Below are 21619 nucleotides of genomic sequence, written 5' to 3'. Positions count from 1 at the left end.
ACTCCTGAAAGCGGTAGTACCGCTTACACTCCAGATCTTCTGTAATTTTCAACAATCCAATTGTGAATCTCGGAACGCAATTTTGCAAAGGCCTTGTTCTCGGATCCATACAAAACTCGATTCGACAGGATGTTCACGCTCATATCCATCTTAGGATCATACCAAATCGACGTTCCAGTGAACCCCGTGTGACCAATTGAATCTAACGAGAAATAATTTCCGCAACTTGCAGAGCCCGGCGTTGGCATCATATAACCCATAGCCCAGTCGCCTTTTCCTTCTGGAAGGGCGCGCTTAGCAAACAATTGTGCCGTCTTTTGACGAATGCTGTATCTTGCAATCCCCAAAAGCTGAGAGCGCAAATGAAGCGAATACCAACCTAAATCGTCGATGCTGCCGAACAAACCGGCGTGCGTAGAAACGCCCCCTAAGGACCAGCAGTTCAAATCATGAACTTCACCTTGAACAAGCTTTTTACGAACCGGGCATTCTTCTGTTGGAGCAAATAAGGAAATCTTGGTCGACGTTTTATTATCGGCGTGGAACTCTAAAGTCGTTCCTGCGTAGAACTTATTTTTTGTATCCGTCCAAACATCCAAAAGTGGTTTTTCAAAAATCACTTCAAGCACATAACCTAAAACCAGGAAACCAACATCGGAATAAACCGCTGTCTCTGACTTCTCAAGCTTCAAACCCTGGATGATTTCACGCAATTGATCGCGGCGCTTTTCACGGGACAAGTTCTGATTGATTTCTTGATAAAATGGCATCCACCACGGTAGCCCCGAACTGTGAGTCAATAACTCTGTAATTTTAGTTTCTTTGGAAGGAAACCATGGCAAAAATTCCGAAACCTTCGTCTCAAAATTCCATTTCCCCAATTCATAAGCGTACATCATCGCTTGCTGGGTAAAGATCACCTTCGTCACACTTGCTAGATCATAATAAGCGTAAGTATTGCCTACAGAAACGTCGCAAATGATACGTCCGCCCTGGTAAGCACGCACCATCACACCTGGAGTGGTATCGCGGATACGATCCTCTAGTTGCGAAATCAGATTCTTTTCTAGAACAGAAAATTTCATTACGCTTTTCCTCCTGTATCGATATTGAGCAGCACCTTGCCGTTCTTTTGTGAAAGAACGCATGAAGTGTTTAAAGGCACCGGTCTCTGAATCACATCATGGCCCGCTTCCAACCCTTGAAAGATTGGAAGATCTAAATCTTCGGACCAACGTTTAAAGACTTGTTTTAATTTGCTTTGATCTGACCCCGGTTCATTGCCCCCAATGAAATCACCCAGAATCAACCCGTGACACTGTTTAAACACGCCCGCCTGGCGCATATGTTCCAACATCTTATCAACGCGGTAGCCACGCTCCCCCGTGTCTTCCAAAAACAACAAAGACTTCTTAGCATCAATCTGCCACGGAGTGCCCAATGTCGTTTGCAAAACAGCCAGGTTTCCCCCGACAACACGGGATTTTAAAAGTTTTATGTTACGTGCCTGATCATTCAGAGGTTTGAGTTTTTTAAACTCAACATCTGTTTCTTGGCCAAAAAGAATTCCGTGTAATTCTTTTTCAAACTTGGAAGCAACCAAGCCGCGACCCAAACGATCCAATAGCGGCGCATGTAAAGTGCTCCAACCCCATTCCTGAGTCAGGAAAGTATGTAACGACGTAATGTCGCTGATACCGATCAAAAGCTTCGGTTCTTTTGGTTTTTTAAGTTTTGCAAGCATCGGCACCAAACGATTACTGCCGTAACCACCACGCATGCACCAAATCACACTAGAATCCTTAGACTGAATCGCATTTTTCAAAAACTCAAATCGAGCCTCATCTTCATTGGCATGCAGAAAATGCGGCTTGATCAAACCTTTTGGAATACGTGGAACCAAATTCCATTTCAAAAGAAAATCGCGAGAACCATCCACCTCGTGGGGCTGAGATGGGTAACCCGGAGCTACCACATCGACAATGTCGCCTTCTTTAAAAAACTTCCAACGTGTCATTACGCTTTCGCTCTCTTGATAATTTCTTTGATCGTTTTCTTGTGTTTCTTACCCGTAAAAATCTCTTCGATCTCTTTCGGTTTTAAAAGAGCGCGAGCTTCATCGCTGCCCATCAATTTATCTTTTAAGTGTTCGCCGTAACCCAATGTATGACAAAGACGCTGAACCAACGCGTAGGCATCTTCACGACGCATTCCTTTACCAACCAACGCCAACAACACATGGGAACTGAACAACTGCCCTTGGGAACTTTCGATATTGTCCAGCATGCGTTTTTTATTTACTTCCAAACCGTCCAACAAAACGCTCATACGGTGAATGCCATAGTCAGCCACAATAAAGGCATCAGGGAAGATCACGCGCTCAACCGAGGAATGGCTGATATCGCGTTCATGCCACAAAGCCACGTCTTCCATTGCCGCGACAGCATAACCACGCAGCAAACGAGAAAGGCCTGTGATGTTTTCTGCACTGATGGGATTTTTCTTATGAGGCATTGCCGAGGAACCTTTTTGGCCTTTGGTAAATCCCTCAGTCACTTCCGCCACATCACTGCGTTGCAAATGACGAAGCTCCACGGCCAAGCGCTCAAGCCCTGTTCCTATCATCGCCAGCGACAACATCATTTCCGCATGACGGTCACGAGGAATAACTTGTGTCGCAATAGGTTCTGGTTTCAAACCCAGTTTACGAGCCACCATCGCTTCCACTTTTGGAGACTGGCTAGAAAATGTACCAACCGCACCGCTGAGTTTGCAGATGTTCATGTTTTCTAAAGCCTCTTTGACACGTTTTTTATTACGACGAAGCTCGGTCAAGAAACCTGCCATTTTAAAACCGAATGTTGTGGGTTCTGCGAACATTCCGTGAGTACGTCCCGCACACATTGTCTCTGCATGTTTATCGACCAAGGCCTGCAAAGATTTTTCCATGCGAACGATTGAACTCATCAAAACTTGACCGGCTTCGCGGACCTGCAAGCTGAAAGCAGTATCTAGAACATCCGAAGAGGTCATTCCGAAGTGGATGAATTTTCCATGGGGTCCCACGTTTTCAGCCAAGTTGCTAACAAAGGCGATAACGTCATGTTTCGTTTCTTTTTCAATTTCAGAAATGCGTTTCACATTAAAGCGCGACTTTTGTGCGATCGCCTTTGCAGCCACTTTCGGAATCAAACCCAGCTGAGCTTGAACCTGTGCCACTGTGATTTCAACTTGCATCATCTTGCCAAATCGTTGATCTGCATCCCAAATAAGACCCATCTCTGGGCGCGTGTAACGTTCGATCACTGACCGGCTTCCTTTCGTTTCTCTTTTTGCTCTTTCAAAAGTTTTTCTCTCCACCAGTTTTGGATGTGCATCTGAGAGATTTCGTTTTTCGCGAACATCGCTGTCCACGCAAAGTGAGGCCATACCTCGGGCCCATCCAAGTGAAGGTTTCCATAAGCCACACGTCCACGACGTGAATTGTGTTTTGCCGAAAAAACTGGAAAGCGCGGAGCTCCCAATTGGGCATAAGTGTAATAATACTCTTGCGGGAAGCTTAGAACTTCCGGCTGAGCCAAAGACATGCGACGAAGCAAAATGTCTTTCATGCGCTTGCTACGGCTAGTTAGATATTCTTTGTTGAAACGCTGAACTGTCGGCATACGCATCCACACATCGAATTGTTCTGCGGAGGAGGTCCGTTGAATGACCATCATGTTTTCATGGGTCCAGGGAGAACTCACATCATCCAAAAGAACCGTGTGCAACGGAAGCGCATCGCGCTCTGTACAAGCCTGCAACGACACACGGTAACGAACCCAGCACCACTCTGACTCAAGAGGGCCTTCGTTGAAAAGATATTTTCCCAAACGCTCATTTAAGAAATACGTCTCTTCACTGGAAAGCATCCAGACGAGCTGTTCAAGTTTCAATAGACCTTGGTTTTCACCAGCGATCTCAAGACCCGTCACCGTCTTGCCCGCACCAAAGGACGCATCCACGATTTTTTGTGGCTTGATAACTTCAACGCCTTTGCTTCGCAACCAGGCAAATGATTTTTCCAAACCATCGCGGGTCGCTTGACGAACTAGAAACGAAGAAAAGATCGGAAGAGATGCACCTTCGGTCGCCGCCAATGCATTCGGTTTAAAAGTAGTTCCCGCCCACTGATGAGCGAAATGCAAAAGCCAGCTTTGATCAAAATCAAAACTCGTCACATTACGACCCACAGTTTTTTGTAGCTTATCAGAGGCGCTTGGCAGCAGAGCTTCTTTAACTTGTGGAGCGAGCCCCGAGTTGTCGATTTTAAATTTCGTCAAAGGACCTTTGCACTCAAGAGGACCTTCAGGCAGCCACAATGTAAAGCCATTGTGCAACTCTTCGAAAGAATCATCGGAGTACAAGCGCTCCATCTGCGATTCTGAAATTTTCTCGTTACGGAAAAAACCAAAGGGCCCTTCAAGATCTTCTGAGGGCCAAACGCCAAGTTTGGATGAAACATCCAAGACGGTCGTCTTGATCCCCTCGCGCGAAAGCGCGGCAGCCAACCAATGGCCTCTCCCAAAAGCAGAAACAATAACTATGGGACTGCGAAGCTCCATCTACTCACCCCAAATCGTAGCTAAGATATTCAAATTAATTAGAAATTCATCCATCATCCAAGTCAAAGATTCGCACCGCGACATAGAGGAAAAATGCCTTTCGATCTCACGGCATCCATGCCTCACCGCCGCCGGCTTTGCCGGTTCGCGGAAGCAAAGGGCTCCTGCCCTTTACCCTTCGGGCTGACGCGCAAAAATAGCATCCTGCTATTTTTGTCCGGCGCCGACGGAGGTCGCTGGGTGCAGGTTCTACCACCTCTCAGCCCTACGGAGTGCTTTGTTCTTAGGCAGTTTTCATCTATGGCGGATGCTTCATTGGAGTTGTTTTTCCCTCGCGATAGGAGGATGATTTTTTAGTTCGTTGAACATCTCAGCTTGATGGAGAGGTTATGCTTAAGATTTCCGCTAAAGTGTTGGTGGTAAGTTCGTTGTTTTTGGGTTTGTTGAGTTCGTCGGTGGGCTTTGCTGAGGAGAAAACTTCGTCTGAGGTTTCGAGTTCGGATTCTAAGCCTCGTAGTTTCTATGAGCTTTCTGCGAATGATATTTCGGGAAAGAAGGTTCATTTTTCTTCTTATCGTGGGAAAGTGGTTTTGGTTGTTAATACGGCTTCGCAGTGTGGATTTACGCCGCAGTTGAAAGATCTTGAGGGGCTTTACAAAAAGTATTCAGAACGTGGGTTTGTGGTTTTGGCATTTCCTTCAAATGATTTTAAGCAGGAAAAAGGCGACAACACTGAGGTGCAAAGTTTTGCCAAGAAAGAATATGGATGCACGTTCCCTTTCTTTGACAAGGCACCCGTCACAGGACCCAACAAGCAGCCTGTTTATCAGTTCCTGACGGAGCAAAAGCCGGGGCTGATTTTTAAAGATGTAAGTTGGAATTTTGAGAAGTTTTTGGTGAATCGCAAAGGGCAAGTTGTGGATCGCTGGACTTCGATTACCAAACCTTCCTCTGACAAAATAGTAAATGCGATTGAAAAAGCCCTGGCAGAGCCTCTCTAAAAGAATGACAGCGTTTCAATCTGAGACACTGTCATGCGCATTGGGGTAAAATCTTAATTTTCCCTGAAGTTTTTGACAATTTCACTCGATAATAACAACAGGGGGAACTGTGAAAACCACCGGAACTATTCTACATTCTGGCCTTCTGGCTTTGGTGTTGGCTGCGGGAATGCTTTTGCCTTCTTTGTCGCATGCACAAAGCTCTGATCAAAAACATTATCTTATCGCACAAAATGATCCAGACGAGGCCTTCGACCCATTCTCTGATTATTCTGAATTCGATGAGGACTCTGATGAAGAAGCTGACGTGAACTTCTTCCGCAATGGTCGCTTCTTCACCGTCGGCTTAGCTGGTGGTTATCGCGGCTTTACGGGGAACTTTGCGGATCAATATTCAGCGGCCCCATCATTTGGTTTGTTCCTGAGCTACTTCTTCGATCTTCGTCTGGCTCTTCACTTGGGCTTCCAAACTGGTGACCATGCCGTTAAGTTTTCGACTTTGAATGCGGGTAACGTGACTAACTACACTGGTAACGTATCAATGACTTCGATCAACTTCGACTTGAAGTACTACTTGAACACGCAAAACGTAACACGCGGTTTGGCTGATCTTAATCCGTACATCTTGGGTGGTCTGGGTCAGTTCTATCGAACGTATACAATTTCGGGTATCGACTCTTACTCTCGTGACTCGACAATGGGTTTTGACGTTGGCGCGGGTGTTGAGATTCCCTTGATGCGCAAGAAAGCTTACTTAGGATTGCAAGCAGCATATCACTACGTAAATTTCTCTGACGAGAGCAAATCTTATGTTCAAGGAACTGAGAAATTGGAAAAGAATCTTTCCGGTGACTTGTACGACTTCTTATTTATCCTTGGGATGAACTTCTAACGAGACCAGCTCCGGCGCCGCCGGAGTGTAGCTACTCGAACAATGCGAACACCTGCAGAAAGAAGCCAATCAGGATCACTGCAGGTGCTACCCACTTCAAAATCACAATCCAATGCGAATACATGGAATAACTCACAAACTTATCGCGATCGATAAAGCTAGTTTCCTTTTCTTTTTCAGAGGTGCCCTTGTAAAAGGTCCACAAGATCCCTAGGGCGACTAAAGGCAATAGCCAGTTGATCAACAACGAGTCCAGTGATTCGATCAGTGAACGGCCATTGATGCGCACGTATTTAAGCACTGAACTTGATAGCGCTGGCAAAATTGCCAACAACAAAGCAGACGCTCCGGAAATCCACGTGGCAAGTCCACGCTCCATTTTCTTATTACGATCCACCAGATTCGATACAACGACTTCAAGCAAACCAATACTGGCATTCAACGCAGCCAAATACAGACAAACAAAGAAAGCCAATCCAAACAGGGCGCCACCAGGAATACCCAAAAGATAGCGAGGCAAGACCTCAAACATCAACGCAGGGTCCGTCAATGGCACATTAGAAGCCTGAAACGCTACCGGAAAGATCATAACCACCGCCAGCAACGAGATCAATGTGTCAACGAAAGCCACACGAAATCCTGCTGTTGGAACGTGATCCTCCTCACGCAGATAAGACCCAAACGTCACCATCGTTCCAAAACCCACAGAAAGCGTAAAGAACACGTGCCCCAAAGCATGGCCTAAAGACGAAAACGTCAACTTAGAAAAATCTGGATAAAACAAGAAACGCATAACTTCGGGAGTGGAAGGCAATGAGAATGACTTAAAAAGCAAAATCGCAACTAAGACTGCAAATAGCGGCATCATATAACTGATCCACTTTTCCAAACCCTCTTGCACGCCTTTTAAAACCACAACAACCGTGATTAAGATATGCGCGGAAGCAAGCATCACTTGCAACCAACCATTCGACATTAATGCCGCAAGATTGGTCTTATTGGCTGCCCCCTCGACATCTAAAAATAGAGAGATAAAGAATTGGGTCATAAAGTGCAAAACCCAACCACTAATCACCGCATAATAAGAAAACACAACGACACTGACCAATACTGCCAAACGCCCCACCCAACGGAAGTTGCGCTTGGCCTCTTGGCCCATCATATCTGTGGCCACGATCACCGAACGGCGGGTGTTTTTACCCAGCATCAATTCTGCGATCAACATCGGAGCACCCACGGCAAACGACAGAAAAACATAAAGGAGGATGAAAGCTCCTCCCCCATTTTCCCCTACGACATAGGGAAAACGCCACAGATTCCCCAGACCGCAGGCAGAGCCTACGGCCAACAGGTAAAATCCAAAACGTGTTCTCCACGAGCCGCGTTTAAGCATTATTCCTCGATGTTCGCACCACGGCGAGATTTCATACAGAAGATCCGAATTGGCAATCCATGAAGATCCCATTTCTCTTTGATATGCTTAATCAAGAAACGACGGTACGAATTCGTCACGCCATCCGGGTGATTCGCAAATGCGATGAATGCCGGTGGACGTTGATAAGTTTGAGTCACGTAATAAAACTTCACATTCGTAGTTCCCCATACCGGAGCTGGAGTTTTACGAATCGTTTCAAAGAAGAACTCATTCATATCGCGAGTTGGGATACGGAAATTGATTTGTTCGGAAACTTTCTCGATCATCTCAAACAAGTCATCAATACCTTGGCCCGACTTCGCACTTGTAAACACGATATTTACGTCGGTGAAAAAGTGGAATACGCGCTCACATTGCTCACGGAATGTTTTGCGGTATTCTGGAATTTCCGCGCCACCAATATCTGATTTGTTGGCAACAACGATAACGCCTTTATGATCTTCCAAAATGGACTGCATGATACGCGCATCTTGATCTGTCGGACCTTGAGTTCCGTCAATCATCAGCAAAATTAAATCTGCACGACGAATAGACTCTTGAGATTTAAATGCGGAGATAATCTCAAGATCTTCTTCACGACGACGTGATTTACGAAGACCTGCCGTATCCACTAAAGTATAATTCTTTTCGTTATAGACGAATGGAGAATCCACCGCATCGATCGTAGTCCCCGCAACGTCAGAAACCAACATGCGGTTTACACCCAAGATACGATTGCAAATAGAACTCTTACCAACGTTCGGTTTACCAACGATCGCGATCTTCATCCCTTTATCGTAAGTAAATTCCTGCTCCGGAATTTGATCCACAATCCACTCAAGGATCTGACCGATACCACGACGTTGTTCAAACGCGGCAGAAATAATATCGACACCGAATTCATAGAAATCCGTTTTCGCCATTTCTTCGTCTTGAGAACTATCCACCTTATTGATGACCAACAAGAACGGTTTACCTGTTTGCTTTGCCACACGGATGATGTCGCGATCTTCGGGGATCAAACCAGCACGACCGTCCATCACCGCAATGATGTAATCCACAGAGTGCAGGAACTCAGAAACTTGCTCTTTGATCAAACGAGAGAACAAATCCCCTGCTTCCGTAATACCACCTGTATCGATCAAATCAAATTGCTTACCCCAGATATCGACCGGTTCGATCATGATATCGCGAGTAACACCAGATTGGTTCTTTACCACGGCTTTACGAGTTTCAGTGATAATATTAAATAAAGTAGATTTACCTACGTTGGGACGACCAATGATCGCCACCTTTGGGGCAAACTCAGTCTTCTGATTCTGTGACATAACCCAACTCCTTCATAATACGCTTGTTATCAAACCACTCTGGCTTCGCTTGAACTTTCAAGTCCAAGAACACTTTACCGCCCATCAGTTTTTCGATCTCTTTACGAGACTCCATACCAATTTGCTTGATAACTGTTGCGCCCTTACCGATCACGATCGCTTTTTGGCTTTCGCGTCCTACCAAAATCTCAGCGTAGATTTTTGGCATAACACCGGTCTCATCAAATTTTATGATACGCACAGCAATGTGGTATGGAACTTCATGGTGAAGATTGTCGAAACATCTTTCACGGATAATTTCACAAACCATATCACGAACGTTTTCATTCGTGAAAAGCTCGGCATCATAAAGTGGAGCTGGAGATTCCGGCAAAATAGACAAGCAATCAATCAAGATCGCTTCGCGCTCTTCGAGGTCGTTTGCATATGTTTTTGCAGAGACAGAAAGAGCTTTACCACCTTTTTCTTCGATCATTTTTTTCAAAATCAAAACGCGGTGAGCTTTGTCTTCGATATCCGTCTTAGTAACGATACCAATCCAAGGTTTTTTTGATGCAGCAACAAGGTTGATGATCTTTTCAGCGTCATCAGCTTTTGCTTCATCCACACTCACGACAGCCAACAAAGCATCAGAATTTCTGATCACTTCCTCAGCTTCTTTGGCCAAGAATGCATTCAAACCTTTATCAGCTTTGATCAAACCTGGAGCATCTACGAACACAACTTGACCCGCATCAGAGGACCACATCCCCAAAATACGACGGCGTGTTGTCTGCGGCTTTGCGGAGACGATGGATACCTTTTCGTCCACAAGGAAGTTCATCAATGTGCTCTTCCCGGCATTAGGCTGCCCGATTAATCCTAAAAATCCTGCCTTATAACTCATAACTATTTCGTCTCCTTAAACTTTGCATCTAAAGCGCTTTTCGCCGCATCTTGCTCGGCATTTTTTTTACTGCGTCCGCGCCCCTTGGACCAGATTTCATCTTTAACTTTTACACACACTACAAACTGACGATCATGCGGAGGACCTTCCTCTGCCAGGACTTCGTACTTAGGCGTTTCTTTCTGCGCCTTTTGCACAAGTTCCTGCAATCGCGTTTTATAGTCTCTTTCAAAATCTTCGTTACAGCAGGTCTTATCACAAAGTGGTAAGAACTCTTTACGAACGAAGGTTTGAGCAGCGGCAAAGCCGCCATCCAGATACATCGCCCCTACGATAGCTTCCAATGAAGAAGCCAAGAGACGAGGTTTCAATGCGCCCCCGGTTTGCGCTTCCCCTTTACCAAGTTGAAGAATTTTGTTCAGCTCCATATCCCGAGCAAGTTCAAACAAAACCTCTTCATTCACAATCGAGGCACGTTTCTTAGACAATCCACCTTCTGTATCCTGCGGGTATTTTTCGTAAAGAAACTCCCCCACAACCAGATCCAAAACAGCGTCGCCCAAGAACTCAAGCTTTTCATTGTGCTCAGTATGGTTCTTAAGTTCGTTTGCGTAACTCTTGTGCGTAAGAGCACGAGCCAGCAAAGCAGTGTTTTTAAATTTATAACCTAAACGCATTTCGAGCGAGTTCATGACAGAACCTCCCCGATCAAATGACCTTCCATATGAGATTTATTGGAATGATCATAACCAGTAATTTTGACGTCGATTTCTTGACCCGCCCAATGACTCAAGAAGCTTTCAGCTCCGGCAATATCCACGGGCCAGTAATCATGGCTTAAACCTTGACCACCCTTAGCAGCATTCTTCAAAACCAGAACTTTTTTAGTTGTGCCAATTTGAAGATTTGCCTGTTGAGTATAACGCTCAATACTTAGCTCACGCAAAACAGCCGCGCGTTCAGCACGCACGTGAGGATAGACTGAAACATCTAATGCCGCCGCACGAGTACCTTGTCGCTCGCTATACGGGAATACGTGCAATTTCGTCCAAGGAAGTTCTGCTAAGCATTTTGCAGTGTCTTCGAACTGCTCTTTGGTTTCTGTTGGGAATCCAGTAATCACGTCCATACCCACGAAAGAGTTTGGAACGCGCTTTTCAATCGCCAGCAAAGACTTACGAACATCGTCTTGCGTGTATTTGCGTTTCATATGGTGAAGCACATCTGTATTCGCACTTTGGATACTCATATGGAAATGAGGACACAAACGAGAATCAGAATAAAGATCCAATAATCTTTCAGAGACTTCAACCGGCTCTAAAGAAGACAAGCGGAAGCGAGGCATTTTAGTTCTCGCCAAAAGATTTTCAATCAGATCTTCCATCACCATCTGTTGGCCGTTGATTTCGTCTTCGTAGTCACCGATATGAACACCAGTCAAAACGACTTCACGAGAACCCTCAGCATAAAGATCATTAATACGGTGTACCAAATTCGCAATCGAAATGGAACGCGACTTACCGCGAGCATAAGGAATAATGCAGTAAGTACAGAAGCTGTTGCAACCGTCTTGGATCTTTAAAAAAGTGCGAGTGTGGTGTTTTTCGATCCCCCCACCCATTTCCAAATCTTCTTTTTTAAAGATGTTGGATTTAAAGACTTTCTCAGTCAGCTCACCACGGAAATGTTTATTCAACAAATCCGGCAGGTTTCCTTTATGTGAATTCGCCACGATCAAATCAGCACCCGGAAGCGACGAGAATGAACCCGTATCAACCTGCGCAGCACAGCCTGTGACCACGATCGTACAGAATGGATCTTTCACCTTTAAACGACGAATATAGCGAACCGCTTCTTTCGTCGCTTCTGCTGTCACCGCACACGTATTCAAGACATGAATGCGTGCATCCTTTTCGCCACGGATGACCGGAGCAAAGCCATTCGCATTCAGGTTCTTTTGAATAAGACCTGCATCGTAAGTGTTCACCTTACAACCAAAAGTATGAACCTGATATTTCACATCGCGGTTCACTTGGCTAGGCACGGGTGTTTCTACAGAGTGATCCATCCGCCTCCTACAAGTTCGCGCTCGCGATAAAACACAGCCGCTTGACCCGGAGTCACTGCACGCTGAGGTTCTTTGAATTTCAATTTAAATCCAGTATCGGTTTTATAAACCAAGGCCGGAGAGCCTTTGTGTTGATAACGGATTTTAACGTTCATCAACTCGCCGTCTTGCAAATCACCCAACATGTGAGGATCAACAACATCAACTTCATGAGCGAACAAGTACTTCTCGTCACCAACCCAAACCGTATTGTCTGCAGCATCAATTTTGATCACGAATAGTTTTTCGTGATGATCCATACCTAGACCCTTACTTTGACCGTAAGTGTAGTTATGAATACCTTCATGCTTAGCCATCACTTCGCCCGTCGGATAGCGTTTCAACAAACCTTTTTTAGAATCCAAAACCGCTTTTGGTACTTGGCCTTTGATAAAGTTTTGGTAACCAATTCCACCCACAAAGCAAATACCTTGAGAGTCTTTTTTCTTAGCTGTGACCAATCCCATTTTCTCAGAGTACTCACGCACCTGGGGCTTTTTCATATCGCCAATCGGGAATAAAAGTTTTGGCACAAGCTCTGGATCAATCGTGAACAAGAAATACGTTTGGTCTTTCCAGTCATCGGTCGATGTATGGATTGAAGACTTGCCGTTTTCATCTGTTACGATTTTTGCGTAGTGACCCGTGGCCAAGTAATCACATTCAAGCTCTTTCATCTTTTTCACCAGATGGTCAAACTTTAAGTACGTGTTACAGTTCACACACGGTAGTGGTGTTTGTCCTTCAAGATACGCTTTCAAGAAAGGATCAATAACAGCGGCGCGAAATTTCGCCTCGCAATTCAGTACGTAAAACGGAATGCCCAAACGATCCGCCACTGAGCGCGCATCATCCACATCGATCGATGAACAGCACGTGCCGTTTCCTTCTTCGATATCACAAGTTGAGTAATCCCAAACTTGCATTGTGGCCCCGATAACTTCATAGCCCTGTTCCACTAACAGCGCAGCCGCGGCGGAACTGTCCACGCCTCCGCTCATAGCAACAAGTACTCGTCCCTTAGACATGATATGTCTCTCCCTCTTCATGTTCAATCGATCGCAAACGAGTCACGACCGCCTTTAATGCTTCAACAAATCCATCTACTTCCGCTAAAGTCGTTTCCCAACCCAAGCTCACGCGCAAACTATTTTGCGCCTCTTGACGAGAAAGCCCCATCGCCAGCAACACCGGACTTGGTTCTGGATTCCCACTCGAACAAGCAGCCCCTGTGCTGACGGCGTAACCCTTGATATCCAAAGACATCAACATTGTTTCCCCATCCGCACCCTTGATCACAAGAGAACTTGTGTTGCTTAAGCGCGGAGTTTCAACAGCGGTGATTGTGACTTCTGGAATTTCCGCCAAGATACGAGCTTCCATGTGATCGCGAAGCTTGCTCACTTCGAATGCTTTATCAGCAACCAGTGGAGCCCTTTGCGCCATCAAACCCAAGCACGCAATACCCAATGTGTTTTCAGTACCACCACGACGATGGCGCTCTTGTGCGCCCCCGTGAATCAAAGGACTCACATTCATGCCTTTTTTCATGTAAAGCACTCCCGTACCTTTGATGGAATAAAACTTATGACCCGAGATCGATGCGAAATCGACATTGAGCTCTTTCAAATTCAAAGGTGCTTTACCAAAACCTTGAACAGCGTCGGTGTGAAACAAAGCGCCCTTCGCGTGAGCCATCTCGGCCATTTGTTTGATTGGAAACAAAGTGCCCGTTTCATTATTCGCAAACATCACCGACACCAATGCGGTCTCTTCACTTAAGTGTTCTTGATAGAACTTCAAATCAATTACACCTTCTCGGCTCACCGGAATGTACGAAACACGCGCGCCCATCGCTTCAAGATGCGCCATGGTTTTCATAATGCTTGGATGTTCAACGGCGGAGCACATGAAGTGTGTGCGACGACGTTGTTCCGGAGTTATAAATTGAGCCGTGTGATAGTAATCAAAAAGACCTTTAAGAACGGTGTTGTTGGCTTCACTGCCACCCGATGTAAATACGATTTCGAGTGGTGAGATATTCAATGCATCAGAAATTGCCTTGCGCGCATCACGAATCAAATTCTTAGGTTGTCTGCCACCCCAATGAATAGAACTCGGATTACCACCAGCGGCAGCAAACTCAGGCAATGCGGCGATCACTTCAGCACACACGGGTGTGGTCGCATTGTGATCGAAATAGTGAAGGATTTTGGTCTGAAGCATAAGTGGGCGGAGACTACCACACTTGCTAAGTATTGAAAACCTCTATCTTTTTACCGTCTAACCTGTACGCAATGCTGCAATTTATTCAGGCCTCCTAGACCTAGACTCAGGTTTTCACCCTTTTAGGCCGATAAACAACACAATGAGCACTACTGAATGGTTTGAGCATTTTAAACATAAACTTCAAGGACTTACCGAATCCCATACGGCAGGTGGATCGCCTTTGAGCCTTCTTGCCTATGCTTTGAAGGAAAACCAACTTACACCTGAGGAATATTTTCCTTGGGCGATGGCTCATTATAAACTACCTCGTCTTCAGGCAAGATTTTTTACAGAAACTCCTCCTCGCAAAGAAATGTTAGCTAAGTGGGCGACTCATTACTCATGGACGGTGGAGTGTCTGCCTGTGGCGGAGTGGGATGGCATTCTTGTAGTGGCATGTCTGCAACCGCCGCAGGATTTCCCTTCCAACCCAACATGCGTATTTGTTCTAGCTCCTCAGGAGGCCTTAGAACAATGCTGGAATTCTTGGCAGTCTCAAACAGCTAAAATTCCGGCGTCAGCTCCGACAAAACCTGTAGCACTTGATTCAAGTTTACCTGAGGGTTTTGAAGCAGCCACTGTGATCGCGCCTGCTAAAAAATCGGGTGACAGTTTTTCATTCGAAGACCTTGGTGAATTCCCTGAGGCATCGGATGCCTCTGCTTCTTCAGAGGAAGGTGAATCTTCCGAAGGACACAGCGAATCTGCTGGTGAAGAAATGGGTGGACTTGAAGGTCTGTTCGACACACCCGTTGTTAAACTTCAATCTATCGCAAATAGCGAAGCTTCAGCAGAAGCGGCTCCAGCTCAGGAAGCGGCTCGCGAATTGACTCCCGTTGATCAAATTTTAAATACTTCAGCATCCGCTTCAGATGTTGAAAAAACTTTCGATAGAACTGTGGTTGATGCTCGCCCTACTTTGGCGAAAGTTGATCCTGTTCTTGAGAAAAAAGCTGAAACAACAGTCGCGGCGGCGACTCCAGCGTTAACACCGAACTCTGCACCAGCTCCGGCAGCTTCCAAAGCGGGCGGCCCACCGCCTCCTCCTAAGGATGAATTGCCTGACTTGAGTGAGGAAAGCTTTGGCAATAAGCCAATTCCTGTTGTGACTCGTCCAACAGGAATCGCAAAACCGACAATGAATCCGGTTGCGAGCGGCAGTTTCGCACTTGAAAAATTAAAAAAGAAAAACAGCGGCGTTATTGCCGACAAAGTAAAACGTGTTCTTTCAGAAATGAAATCACACTTTGAAAAATCCATGATTTTGACTCTGGACGAACAAGAATCACAAGTGACTGCGTTTGCCTGGGACGAAAACTTCCAAGACATCAAAGACACGTCGATGCGCATTCCTTTGAAGACTCCTAGCATCTTTAACATCGTGGCTGCGACTCAAAAACCTTTCCACGGTTACATCTCTTTGAACGATCTGAACGAGAACTTCTTTGAACAATGGAACCAAGGAACAATCCCTGATCACGTGACAATCACGCCCATCATTATCAATGAAAAATTGGTAGGAATGTTGATGGGCTTGGCTGAAAAATCAGCTTACAACAAGGCCTCTTTGAACCTTGCTGAAAAGCTTTCCAACGAGTTCATCAAAGGCCTTCAAGCTGCCTAATTACAAAGGGGCCGAGTACTTCCTAATCGGCCACGACATTTTCACAAGTCGGAACTGTGTAGGACTTCGTGAACAAGTAGACTTCTAAGCCGTTGTTCAAACGACGTCCAATCTGAATATTTACCGTCATAGGGTATGTGCCAGTGTAGGTAACTGGTTTGCAAACCGTGCGATTTGAACCAGTGTCACAGAAATCCTCCTTCTGAACATAGTTGATGGGTGTAGAAAGGACTTCTCTGCCAACGGTTTGAAAGACAGTTTTACCGGCGCCCTCTTGAATCGCATAAACGATATCAACCGGAGCCTGGGTACGAAGCATTCCACCATCACGACACACGAATGTATAATCGATGGCTCGGCCCATGTAAATCACAGGAGAGTGAAGAACATAGGGACCCTTTGCTGCTAAAATTTCTTCCCAAGATGAATTCTGAGTGATCATTGCTGACGCAGATTGCGCGATAAGTAGAGCGAACACGGACATTAATATTTGTTTCATTTAAATTCTCCTTTTGTGAGATTTGCTGTGAGCGCAACCTGCACAAACCGGAAAGAATTCTCAAATAAAAGAAACGTTAAAATCCCCCCAGAAAAAATTAAATACAGCTTCAGAAAAACTCGTGAAAATTTGATAGGAAAATCTTCTTTATATTAATTTTATGCCAAGGCATTCCACTCACGGCGAAGTTTTCCAAAAACCTTAGTGCTGCGATATTCTCCGTTAACAATAGAATCTTCGCGAAGCTCCCCTTCTAATTTATATCCATTTTTTAAAGCCACACGAGCGGAGGCTTCATTGAAGGAAGCACAGCGAATTTCCACTCTGTGAAAGCCCGCTTTGAAGCATTCATTTTCTAAAAGCTTTACCGCCTCGCTGATATAACCTTTGCCTTCAAACTCTTGACCGATCCAGTATCCAAGCTCGCAATGTTTAAACTCCCAATTGATCGAGTGAACACCGCAACTGCCAATGTATTTCTGGTCGACATAAATGCCGTAATCGAACAACGCCAGATTATCCCATTCATTGTGGGTTGCATTGATCCAATTTTTTGAATCCTCAACGGAGTTTGTAAGCTGAGTCCATGGCATGTGCTTTAAGTGCTCGCGATTGGCGTCTATCATCGCAAACATTTCAGATGCCAATGACAACGGGTGCTTTTGAAGTATTAAACGGGGCCCCAATAAACGCGAAGGAAGTGGTCTTTGAGCGATCATCCTTAAAAAATAAGGTGCCTGCCGGTTTTTTGCAACGCCACGTGTATCAAAAGCCGGAGACACCTTTTAGAGAAAGAAGCCTTTTCCTTTTTCTCCGGCTTGCAGGAAAATCCGCCAGGCGAAGTTTTTAGGAGTTTCCGTTTTCGTTAACACAGGTTTTGGTACTTCAGAGGAGTTTTTGTCCATTTTTTTTCCTCCTGATGCCTTTGATTTTAAACCAAACGGACGCACTCGTTCGTTACGCCCAGTGATCTTTGAGGAAATACAGTTCAAATGTGACTAAAGCAGACGAGAGGTAATAATTCTCTCAGTTTCCGATGGACCTTTGGTGATACTGACTTCGACTCGTTGCCAGTTCAGGGGAAGATAGTCGTAATCTAAACGTTGAGCCCACTCGACCACGACAAAGCCTTTTTTCGGAGCGAATAAATCCCAAAAACCCGAGCTTTCAAGATCGTCGTCATCGTCCAAGCGATATAAATCCAGGTGATCCATCGCAAGACCCTCTGCATTTTCATAACGAAGATGAATGGCAAAGGACGGCGATTGGACGTCTTTCATTCCCAAAATTTCAGCGATGGCTTGCACGGAAGTGGTCTTACCCGCACCCACGTCACCACTTAAAAGCAAAACGCAACGTTCACTTAAGTGTGGCAGAAATTCCTGCCAAAACACTTTAAGTTCCTGTTGCGATTTGATTTGTCTTTGAGAATTCAAGATCGAAGACATAAAGTTTTACTTTAAGATCTTACGCATTTTCTTAACAGCGGTTTCCATTCCGTCTTCCAGTGCGTAGCAAACCAGCGAATGGCCAATGTTCACCTCTTGAAGGTATGGCAACTTGTTGATTTCTTTAGAGTGTGCGTAATCTAGACCATGACCAGCATGAACATTCAAACCTAAATAGTTGGCCCATTCAGCGGCTTCCACCAAACGCTTCCATTCTTTGGCTTTCGCAGCGCCCTTTAAATGCACCCACTTACCCGTATGAAATTCAACGGCATCTGCACCCACTTCATATGAAGCTTCAACTTGTTCAATGGAAGGCTCGATAAACATTGAGATTTCGATTCCAATGCGCTGAAGTTTCTCAACCATTGGAAGCATTTTTTTATAGCCTTTTTTAACGTCAAGGCCGCCCTCAGTCGTCAACTCTGCGCGCTTTTCAGGAACAAAGCAAACCCATTGTGGGCGATATTTTTTGGCGAAAGACACCATCTGTGATGTCGCTGCCATTTCCAAATTCAACGGAACTGGGCAAGATTTAGAAAGCGTTTTCAAGTCGTGCAATTGAATGTGACGACGGTCTTCGCGCAAGTGAATCGTGATTTGCTCAGCACCACCCTTAACGGATTTTTTAACCATGTCCAACAAGTTAGGATAAGCAGTGGTACCACCACGCACTTGGCGAAGAGTAGCTACGTGATCAACATTCACACCCAAACGAATTTTATGTTTCATGAGGTCTCCAATAGACGAATTTATATATCAGTTAGGGTTCTGATGGAAGGGATTCCGAGGCGCAAGGAAGAAGGCGTACTAGTAGTACGCCGACGACACAGTAACGAAGAGAGCCCTTTCAGAAGGGCCCTAACTGAGTTCTTTCTCAAGGAATGCAGCGATCTCATCGGCATAGGTGGAAATTTCAGTTTTGTCTTTACCCTCAACAAGCACGCGGATCACCGGCTCTGTTCCAGAGAAACGGACAAAGACACGGCCGTTGCCCGCCAGTTTCTTTTCAACATTGGCGATTAAATCGTGATAGCCCTTGATCTCATCAAGCTCCATGCGACGTTTAACACGCAAGTTGATCAACACTTGAGGCATGTCATCAAATACGCGCGCAAGGTCACTCATTTTCTTATTTGTTTGCTTCATCACCGCAAGAACGCCTAACGCTGCTACACACCCGTCACCCGTTGTTGTGTGATCTAAGAAGATAATATGACCTGATTGCTCCCCACCTAAGTTGTAGCCGTTTTTACGCATCTCTTCGACAACATATTTATCGCCTACACCGACTTTAACAACTTTAATACCAGCATCGTTCATCGCTTTTTCAAGACCGAAGTTCGACATCTGCGTTGCAACTAGGGTGTTGTTTTTCAGTAGGCCCCGCTCTTTCATATGCAGAGCACTGATAGCAAGAATACGATCCCCGTTAACGATCTGACCTTTTTCATCCACCATGATCACGCGATCCGCGTCACCATCAAGACTGATACCCACGTCAGCACGGTACTGAACAACTGCCTCGGCAAGTTTTTGTGGATACAAAGCACCAACCTTATCGTTGATGTTCGTTCCATTCGGATCATCACCCAACTGGATCACCTCCGCACCCAACTCTTGGAAAATCGAAGGAGCCACTTTGTAAGCCGCACCATTTGCTGTATCCAGAACAATACGCATGCCATCCAAAGTGTATTCTAGTGGGAATGTGGATTTCACATAGACGATGTAGCGACCTTGGGAGTCATCGATACGGCGAGTACGACCAATTTCTTTGCTTGGTGGCAACAAGGCCGTCAGGTCTTCTTCAAGAACCAGGCGTTCGATTTCACGCTCCATCTCTTCAGAGATTTTAAAACCATCGGCACCAAATACTTTGATCCCGTTGTCATGAAATGGATTGTGAGAGGCCGAAATAACGATACCAGCCACCGCACGCATTGTACGTGTCAGATAGCCAATACCAGGAGTTGGAAGTGGTCCAACCAATTGAACAGCGACACCCATCGAATTCAAACCGCTCGCAAGAGCCTGTTCGATCATGTAACCTGAAAGACGCGTGTCTTTACCGATAACCACTTTACGAAGTGAGGGATGAGCATTGTATTTTTGTTTTTGAAGAATGTAACCGATCGCCTGACCGATTTTAACAACCATATCCGGAGTCATTGGATACTGGTTCGCAGTTCCACGGATTCCGTCTGTACCAAAAAGTTTGCTTGATTTTTTTTCCACGTTACTGACCTTTTTGTTCTTCGCTAGTGCCGTCTGCTGGGACGCTTTCTTTAATTTTCACAACTTCAACCTGAATCTGATTAGGACGAACCCCCAGGATTTTAACCCCCAGCGGAACCTCAATCTTATTCAACGGGATATCGACGTAAACCACGCCTTCGCCCTTTTGAGAGATATCAAGATTGATATTCTGAGACAAAGAGCTTTCCATAAACTTCTTTAAAGCCGCTCTGGGCCCTGAAACCTTTACCTTGATGTGGTCAGTAGTCTGCGCCACAACGTGGGTTCCGGGGGCTGTAATTAAGTCAACTTCCACATTTTTGCTAAGGACGAAATCCCGGCGACCTAAAATGGTCAACCACAGGATCAGAGAAATGAATAAAGCTACGACTTTATAGCTGAAATTCTCAGTCAATGAATCAGACCAACGACGTCTCATGACAAATCTCCTTGCTGAGAGAAGGCTTTGTATTTGAGGCCGAACGTTTCATACAGAGCTTTACGGATATCACCCAGCTCCACATTCGGGCTTAAGTGACCACCTTGCACGATACCGATAGATTTATTTTCTTCTGAAACCACGAACACCAAGGCATCTGTCTCTTCCGTTAAACCAATCGCAGCACGGTGACGAGTTCCCAAGTTTTTATCCAACGCTGGATTTTTTGAGAGAGGCAAGAAACATCCCGCCGAGTGTATTTTACCATTGCGGATCAGGACTGCGCCGTCATGCATGGGGCTTTCCGGATGAAAGATCGAAGCTAAAAGTTCCGCTGAGACTTTCGATTCCATCTCCGTCCCGAATTCGATGTGATAATCAATCACAATCTCTCTCTCAACCACGACAAGCGCTCCAAAGCCTTTTTGCGCAGTCAAAATGATACCCTTAGCGATCTCTTCGATAACTTGAGTTTCTTGGATTGTGGAGGCATCTGTGAAGAATGGATTAGATCCAATATGCGCAAGCGCTCTGCGGATCTCGGCCTGGAATAAAACAACCACGATCACGAACAAGTTAGAGAAGAATTTTTCAAGGATCCAGTTAAAGGTAAAGAGCTCAAGCCAGATACTGAGGATATAGCCAATGGCTAAAACTCCAAGACCGGAGAGCATTTGAATCGTGCCGGTTCTTTTGATCAGAACCAGGATACGATAAACCACCATCCACACAAGGATCATGTCGATCGCATCTTGCACACGCAAGTGCTGGACGATGAAGATGAGGTTGTCGATAAATTGCTGCAACATCATGATGCCCAATCAAAAACGTAATGGGGTTAAGGCACAAAAAGCTCCAGGTTTCCCTGGAG

The 21619-nt window shown here is 45.5% G+C and carries 21 protein-coding genes; 3 read left to right on the top strand and 18 right to left on the bottom strand.

Annotated elements, in window-relative coordinates; translation table 11 throughout:
- Positions 1 to 23: 23 nt before the first annotated feature.
- The 4 genes from B9G69_RS13605 to B9G69_RS13590 are packed head-to-tail and all read right to left on the bottom strand — an operon-like array spanning position 24 to position 4604.
- Positions 24 to 1085 carry a serine hydrolase domain-containing protein gene (locus tag B9G69_RS13605; RefSeq protein ID WP_088614569.1) on the bottom strand — a complete coding sequence of 354 codons (1062 nt, stop codon included), beginning with the start codon at positions 1083 to 1085 and terminating at the stop codon, positions 24 to 26.
- Positions 1085 to 2017 carry an LD-carboxypeptidase gene (locus B9G69_RS13600; RefSeq protein WP_088614568.1) on the bottom strand — a complete coding sequence of 311 codons (933 nt, stop codon included), beginning with the start codon at positions 2015 to 2017 and terminating at the stop codon, positions 1085 to 1087. The genes B9G69_RS13605 and B9G69_RS13600 overlap by 1 nt, the downstream gene beginning before the upstream one ends.
- Positions 2017 to 3306 (bottom strand): adenylosuccinate lyase, encoded by a 1290-nt coding sequence (gene purB / locus B9G69_RS13595; RefSeq protein WP_265437787.1) that lies wholly within the window; start codon positions 3304 to 3306, stop codon positions 2017 to 2019. The genes B9G69_RS13600 and purB overlap by 1 nt, the downstream gene beginning before the upstream one ends.
- Positions 3303 to 4604, bottom strand: coding sequence for a hypothetical protein (locus B9G69_RS13590; RefSeq protein WP_088614567.1), 1302 nt, complete (start codon positions 4602 to 4604; stop codon positions 3303 to 3305). Before B9G69_RS13590 ends, purB begins: the two co-directional genes overlap by 4 nt.
- 389 nt (positions 4605 to 4993) lie before the next feature.
- On the opposite strand from B9G69_RS13590, the gene B9G69_RS13585 reads away from it, so the two are divergent.
- On the top strand, positions 4994 to 5605 hold the full coding sequence (locus B9G69_RS13585; RefSeq protein WP_088614566.1) for a glutathione peroxidase: 612 nt from the start codon (positions 4994 to 4996) through the stop codon (positions 5603 to 5605).
- Positions 5606 to 5714: 109 nt separating this feature from the next.
- Positions 5715 to 6497, top strand: coding sequence for an outer membrane beta-barrel protein (locus B9G69_RS13580; protein WP_254916771.1), 783 nt, complete (start codon positions 5715 to 5717; stop codon positions 6495 to 6497).
- A gap of 31 nt (positions 6498 to 6528) precedes the next feature.
- Here B9G69_RS13580 and B9G69_RS13575 read toward each other — a convergent pair whose 3' ends face one another.
- The 7 genes from B9G69_RS13575 to B9G69_RS13545 are packed head-to-tail and all read right to left on the bottom strand — an operon-like array spanning position 6529 to position 14458.
- On the bottom strand, positions 6529 to 7890 hold the full coding sequence (locus B9G69_RS13575) for a sodium-dependent transporter (RefSeq protein ID WP_254916770.1): 1362 nt from the start codon (positions 7888 to 7890) through the stop codon (positions 6529 to 6531).
- Positions 7890 to 9239, bottom strand: a complete 1350-nt coding sequence (der, locus tag B9G69_RS13570) for a ribosome biogenesis GTPase Der (RefSeq protein WP_088614565.1) — start codon at positions 9237 to 9239, stop codon at positions 7890 to 7892. Before der ends, B9G69_RS13575 begins: the two co-directional genes overlap by 1 nt.
- Positions 9217 to 10125, bottom strand: a complete 909-nt coding sequence (era, locus tag B9G69_RS13565) for a GTPase Era (protein WP_088614564.1) — start codon at positions 10123 to 10125, stop codon at positions 9217 to 9219. The genes der and era overlap by 23 nt, the downstream gene beginning before the upstream one ends.
- 2 nt (positions 10126 to 10127) lie before the next feature.
- Positions 10128 to 10817: a ribonuclease III gene (gene rnc / locus B9G69_RS13560; RefSeq protein WP_088614563.1), complete on the bottom strand. Its 690-nt coding sequence runs from the start codon at positions 10815 to 10817 to the stop codon at positions 10128 to 10130.
- Positions 10814 to 12193: a tRNA (N(6)-L-threonylcarbamoyladenosine(37)-C(2))-methylthiotransferase MtaB gene (mtaB, locus tag B9G69_RS13555; RefSeq protein ID WP_088614562.1), complete on the bottom strand. Its 1380-nt coding sequence runs from the start codon at positions 12191 to 12193 to the stop codon at positions 10814 to 10816. The genes rnc and mtaB overlap by 4 nt, the downstream gene beginning before the upstream one ends.
- Complete coding sequence (mnmA, locus tag B9G69_RS13550) at positions 12178 to 13260, bottom strand: tRNA 2-thiouridine(34) synthase MnmA (protein ID WP_141096879.1); 1083 nt, start codon at positions 13258 to 13260, stop codon at positions 12178 to 12180. Before mnmA ends, mtaB begins: the two co-directional genes overlap by 16 nt.
- Positions 13253 to 14458, bottom strand: coding sequence for a cysteine desulfurase family protein (locus B9G69_RS13545; protein WP_088614561.1), 1206 nt, complete (start codon positions 14456 to 14458; stop codon positions 13253 to 13255). The genes mnmA and B9G69_RS13545 overlap by 8 nt, the downstream gene beginning before the upstream one ends.
- Positions 14459 to 14600: 142 nt before the next feature.
- Here B9G69_RS13545 and B9G69_RS13540 point away from each other — a divergent pair, with 142 nt between their 5' ends.
- Positions 14601 to 16124, top strand: a complete 1524-nt coding sequence (locus tag B9G69_RS13540; RefSeq protein ID WP_088614560.1) for a hypothetical protein — start codon at positions 14601 to 14603, stop codon at positions 16122 to 16124.
- A 22-nt stretch (positions 16125 to 16146) separates the two neighbouring features.
- Here B9G69_RS13540 and B9G69_RS13535 read toward each other — a convergent pair whose 3' ends face one another.
- The 7 genes from B9G69_RS13535 to cdaA all read right to left on the bottom strand — a co-directional run bounded on the left by B9G69_RS13535 (position 16147) and on the right by cdaA (position 21560).
- The gene (locus B9G69_RS13535; protein WP_088614559.1) at positions 16147 to 16623 is read right to left on the bottom strand and encodes a hypothetical protein; all 477 of its coding nucleotides are present in this window, start codon (positions 16621 to 16623) and stop codon (positions 16147 to 16149) included.
- Positions 16624 to 16781: 158 nt separating this feature from the next.
- On the bottom strand, positions 16782 to 17342 hold the full coding sequence (locus B9G69_RS13530) for a GNAT family N-acetyltransferase (protein WP_141096878.1): 561 nt from the start codon (positions 17340 to 17342) through the stop codon (positions 16782 to 16784).
- A 279-nt stretch (positions 17343 to 17621) separates the two neighbouring features.
- Positions 17622 to 18071, bottom strand: coding sequence for a tRNA (adenosine(37)-N6)-threonylcarbamoyltransferase complex ATPase subunit type 1 TsaE (gene tsaE / locus B9G69_RS13525; RefSeq protein WP_088614557.1), 450 nt, complete (start codon positions 18069 to 18071; stop codon positions 17622 to 17624).
- 6 nt (positions 18072 to 18077) lie between these two features.
- Positions 18078 to 18803, bottom strand: coding sequence for a pyridoxine 5'-phosphate synthase (locus B9G69_RS13520; RefSeq protein WP_088614556.1), 726 nt, complete (start codon positions 18801 to 18803; stop codon positions 18078 to 18080).
- A 129-nt stretch (positions 18804 to 18932) separates the two neighbouring features.
- The gene (glmM, locus tag B9G69_RS13515; protein ID WP_416220938.1) at positions 18933 to 20243 is read right to left on the bottom strand and encodes a phosphoglucosamine mutase; all 1311 of its coding nucleotides are present in this window, start codon (positions 20241 to 20243) and stop codon (positions 18933 to 18935) included.
- Between the two features lie 67 nt (positions 20244 to 20310).
- Positions 20311 to 20748: a hypothetical protein gene (locus B9G69_RS13510; protein WP_088614554.1), complete on the bottom strand. Its 438-nt coding sequence runs from the start codon at positions 20746 to 20748 to the stop codon at positions 20311 to 20313.
- Positions 20745 to 21560 (bottom strand): diadenylate cyclase CdaA, encoded by an 816-nt coding sequence (gene cdaA / locus B9G69_RS13505; protein WP_265437786.1) that lies wholly within the window; start codon positions 21558 to 21560, stop codon positions 20745 to 20747. The genes B9G69_RS13510 and cdaA overlap by 4 nt, the downstream gene beginning before the upstream one ends.
- Between the last annotated feature and the right edge of the window lie 59 nt (positions 21561 to 21619).

It is taken from the genome of Bdellovibrio sp. SKB1291214, from assembly GCF_002209355.2.
In the GTDB taxonomy this organism is placed as follows: Bacteria; Bdellovibrionota; Bdellovibrionia; order Bdellovibrionales; family Bdellovibrionaceae; genus Bdellovibrio.
This window is presented reverse-complemented; position numbering and strand designations above follow the sequence as displayed.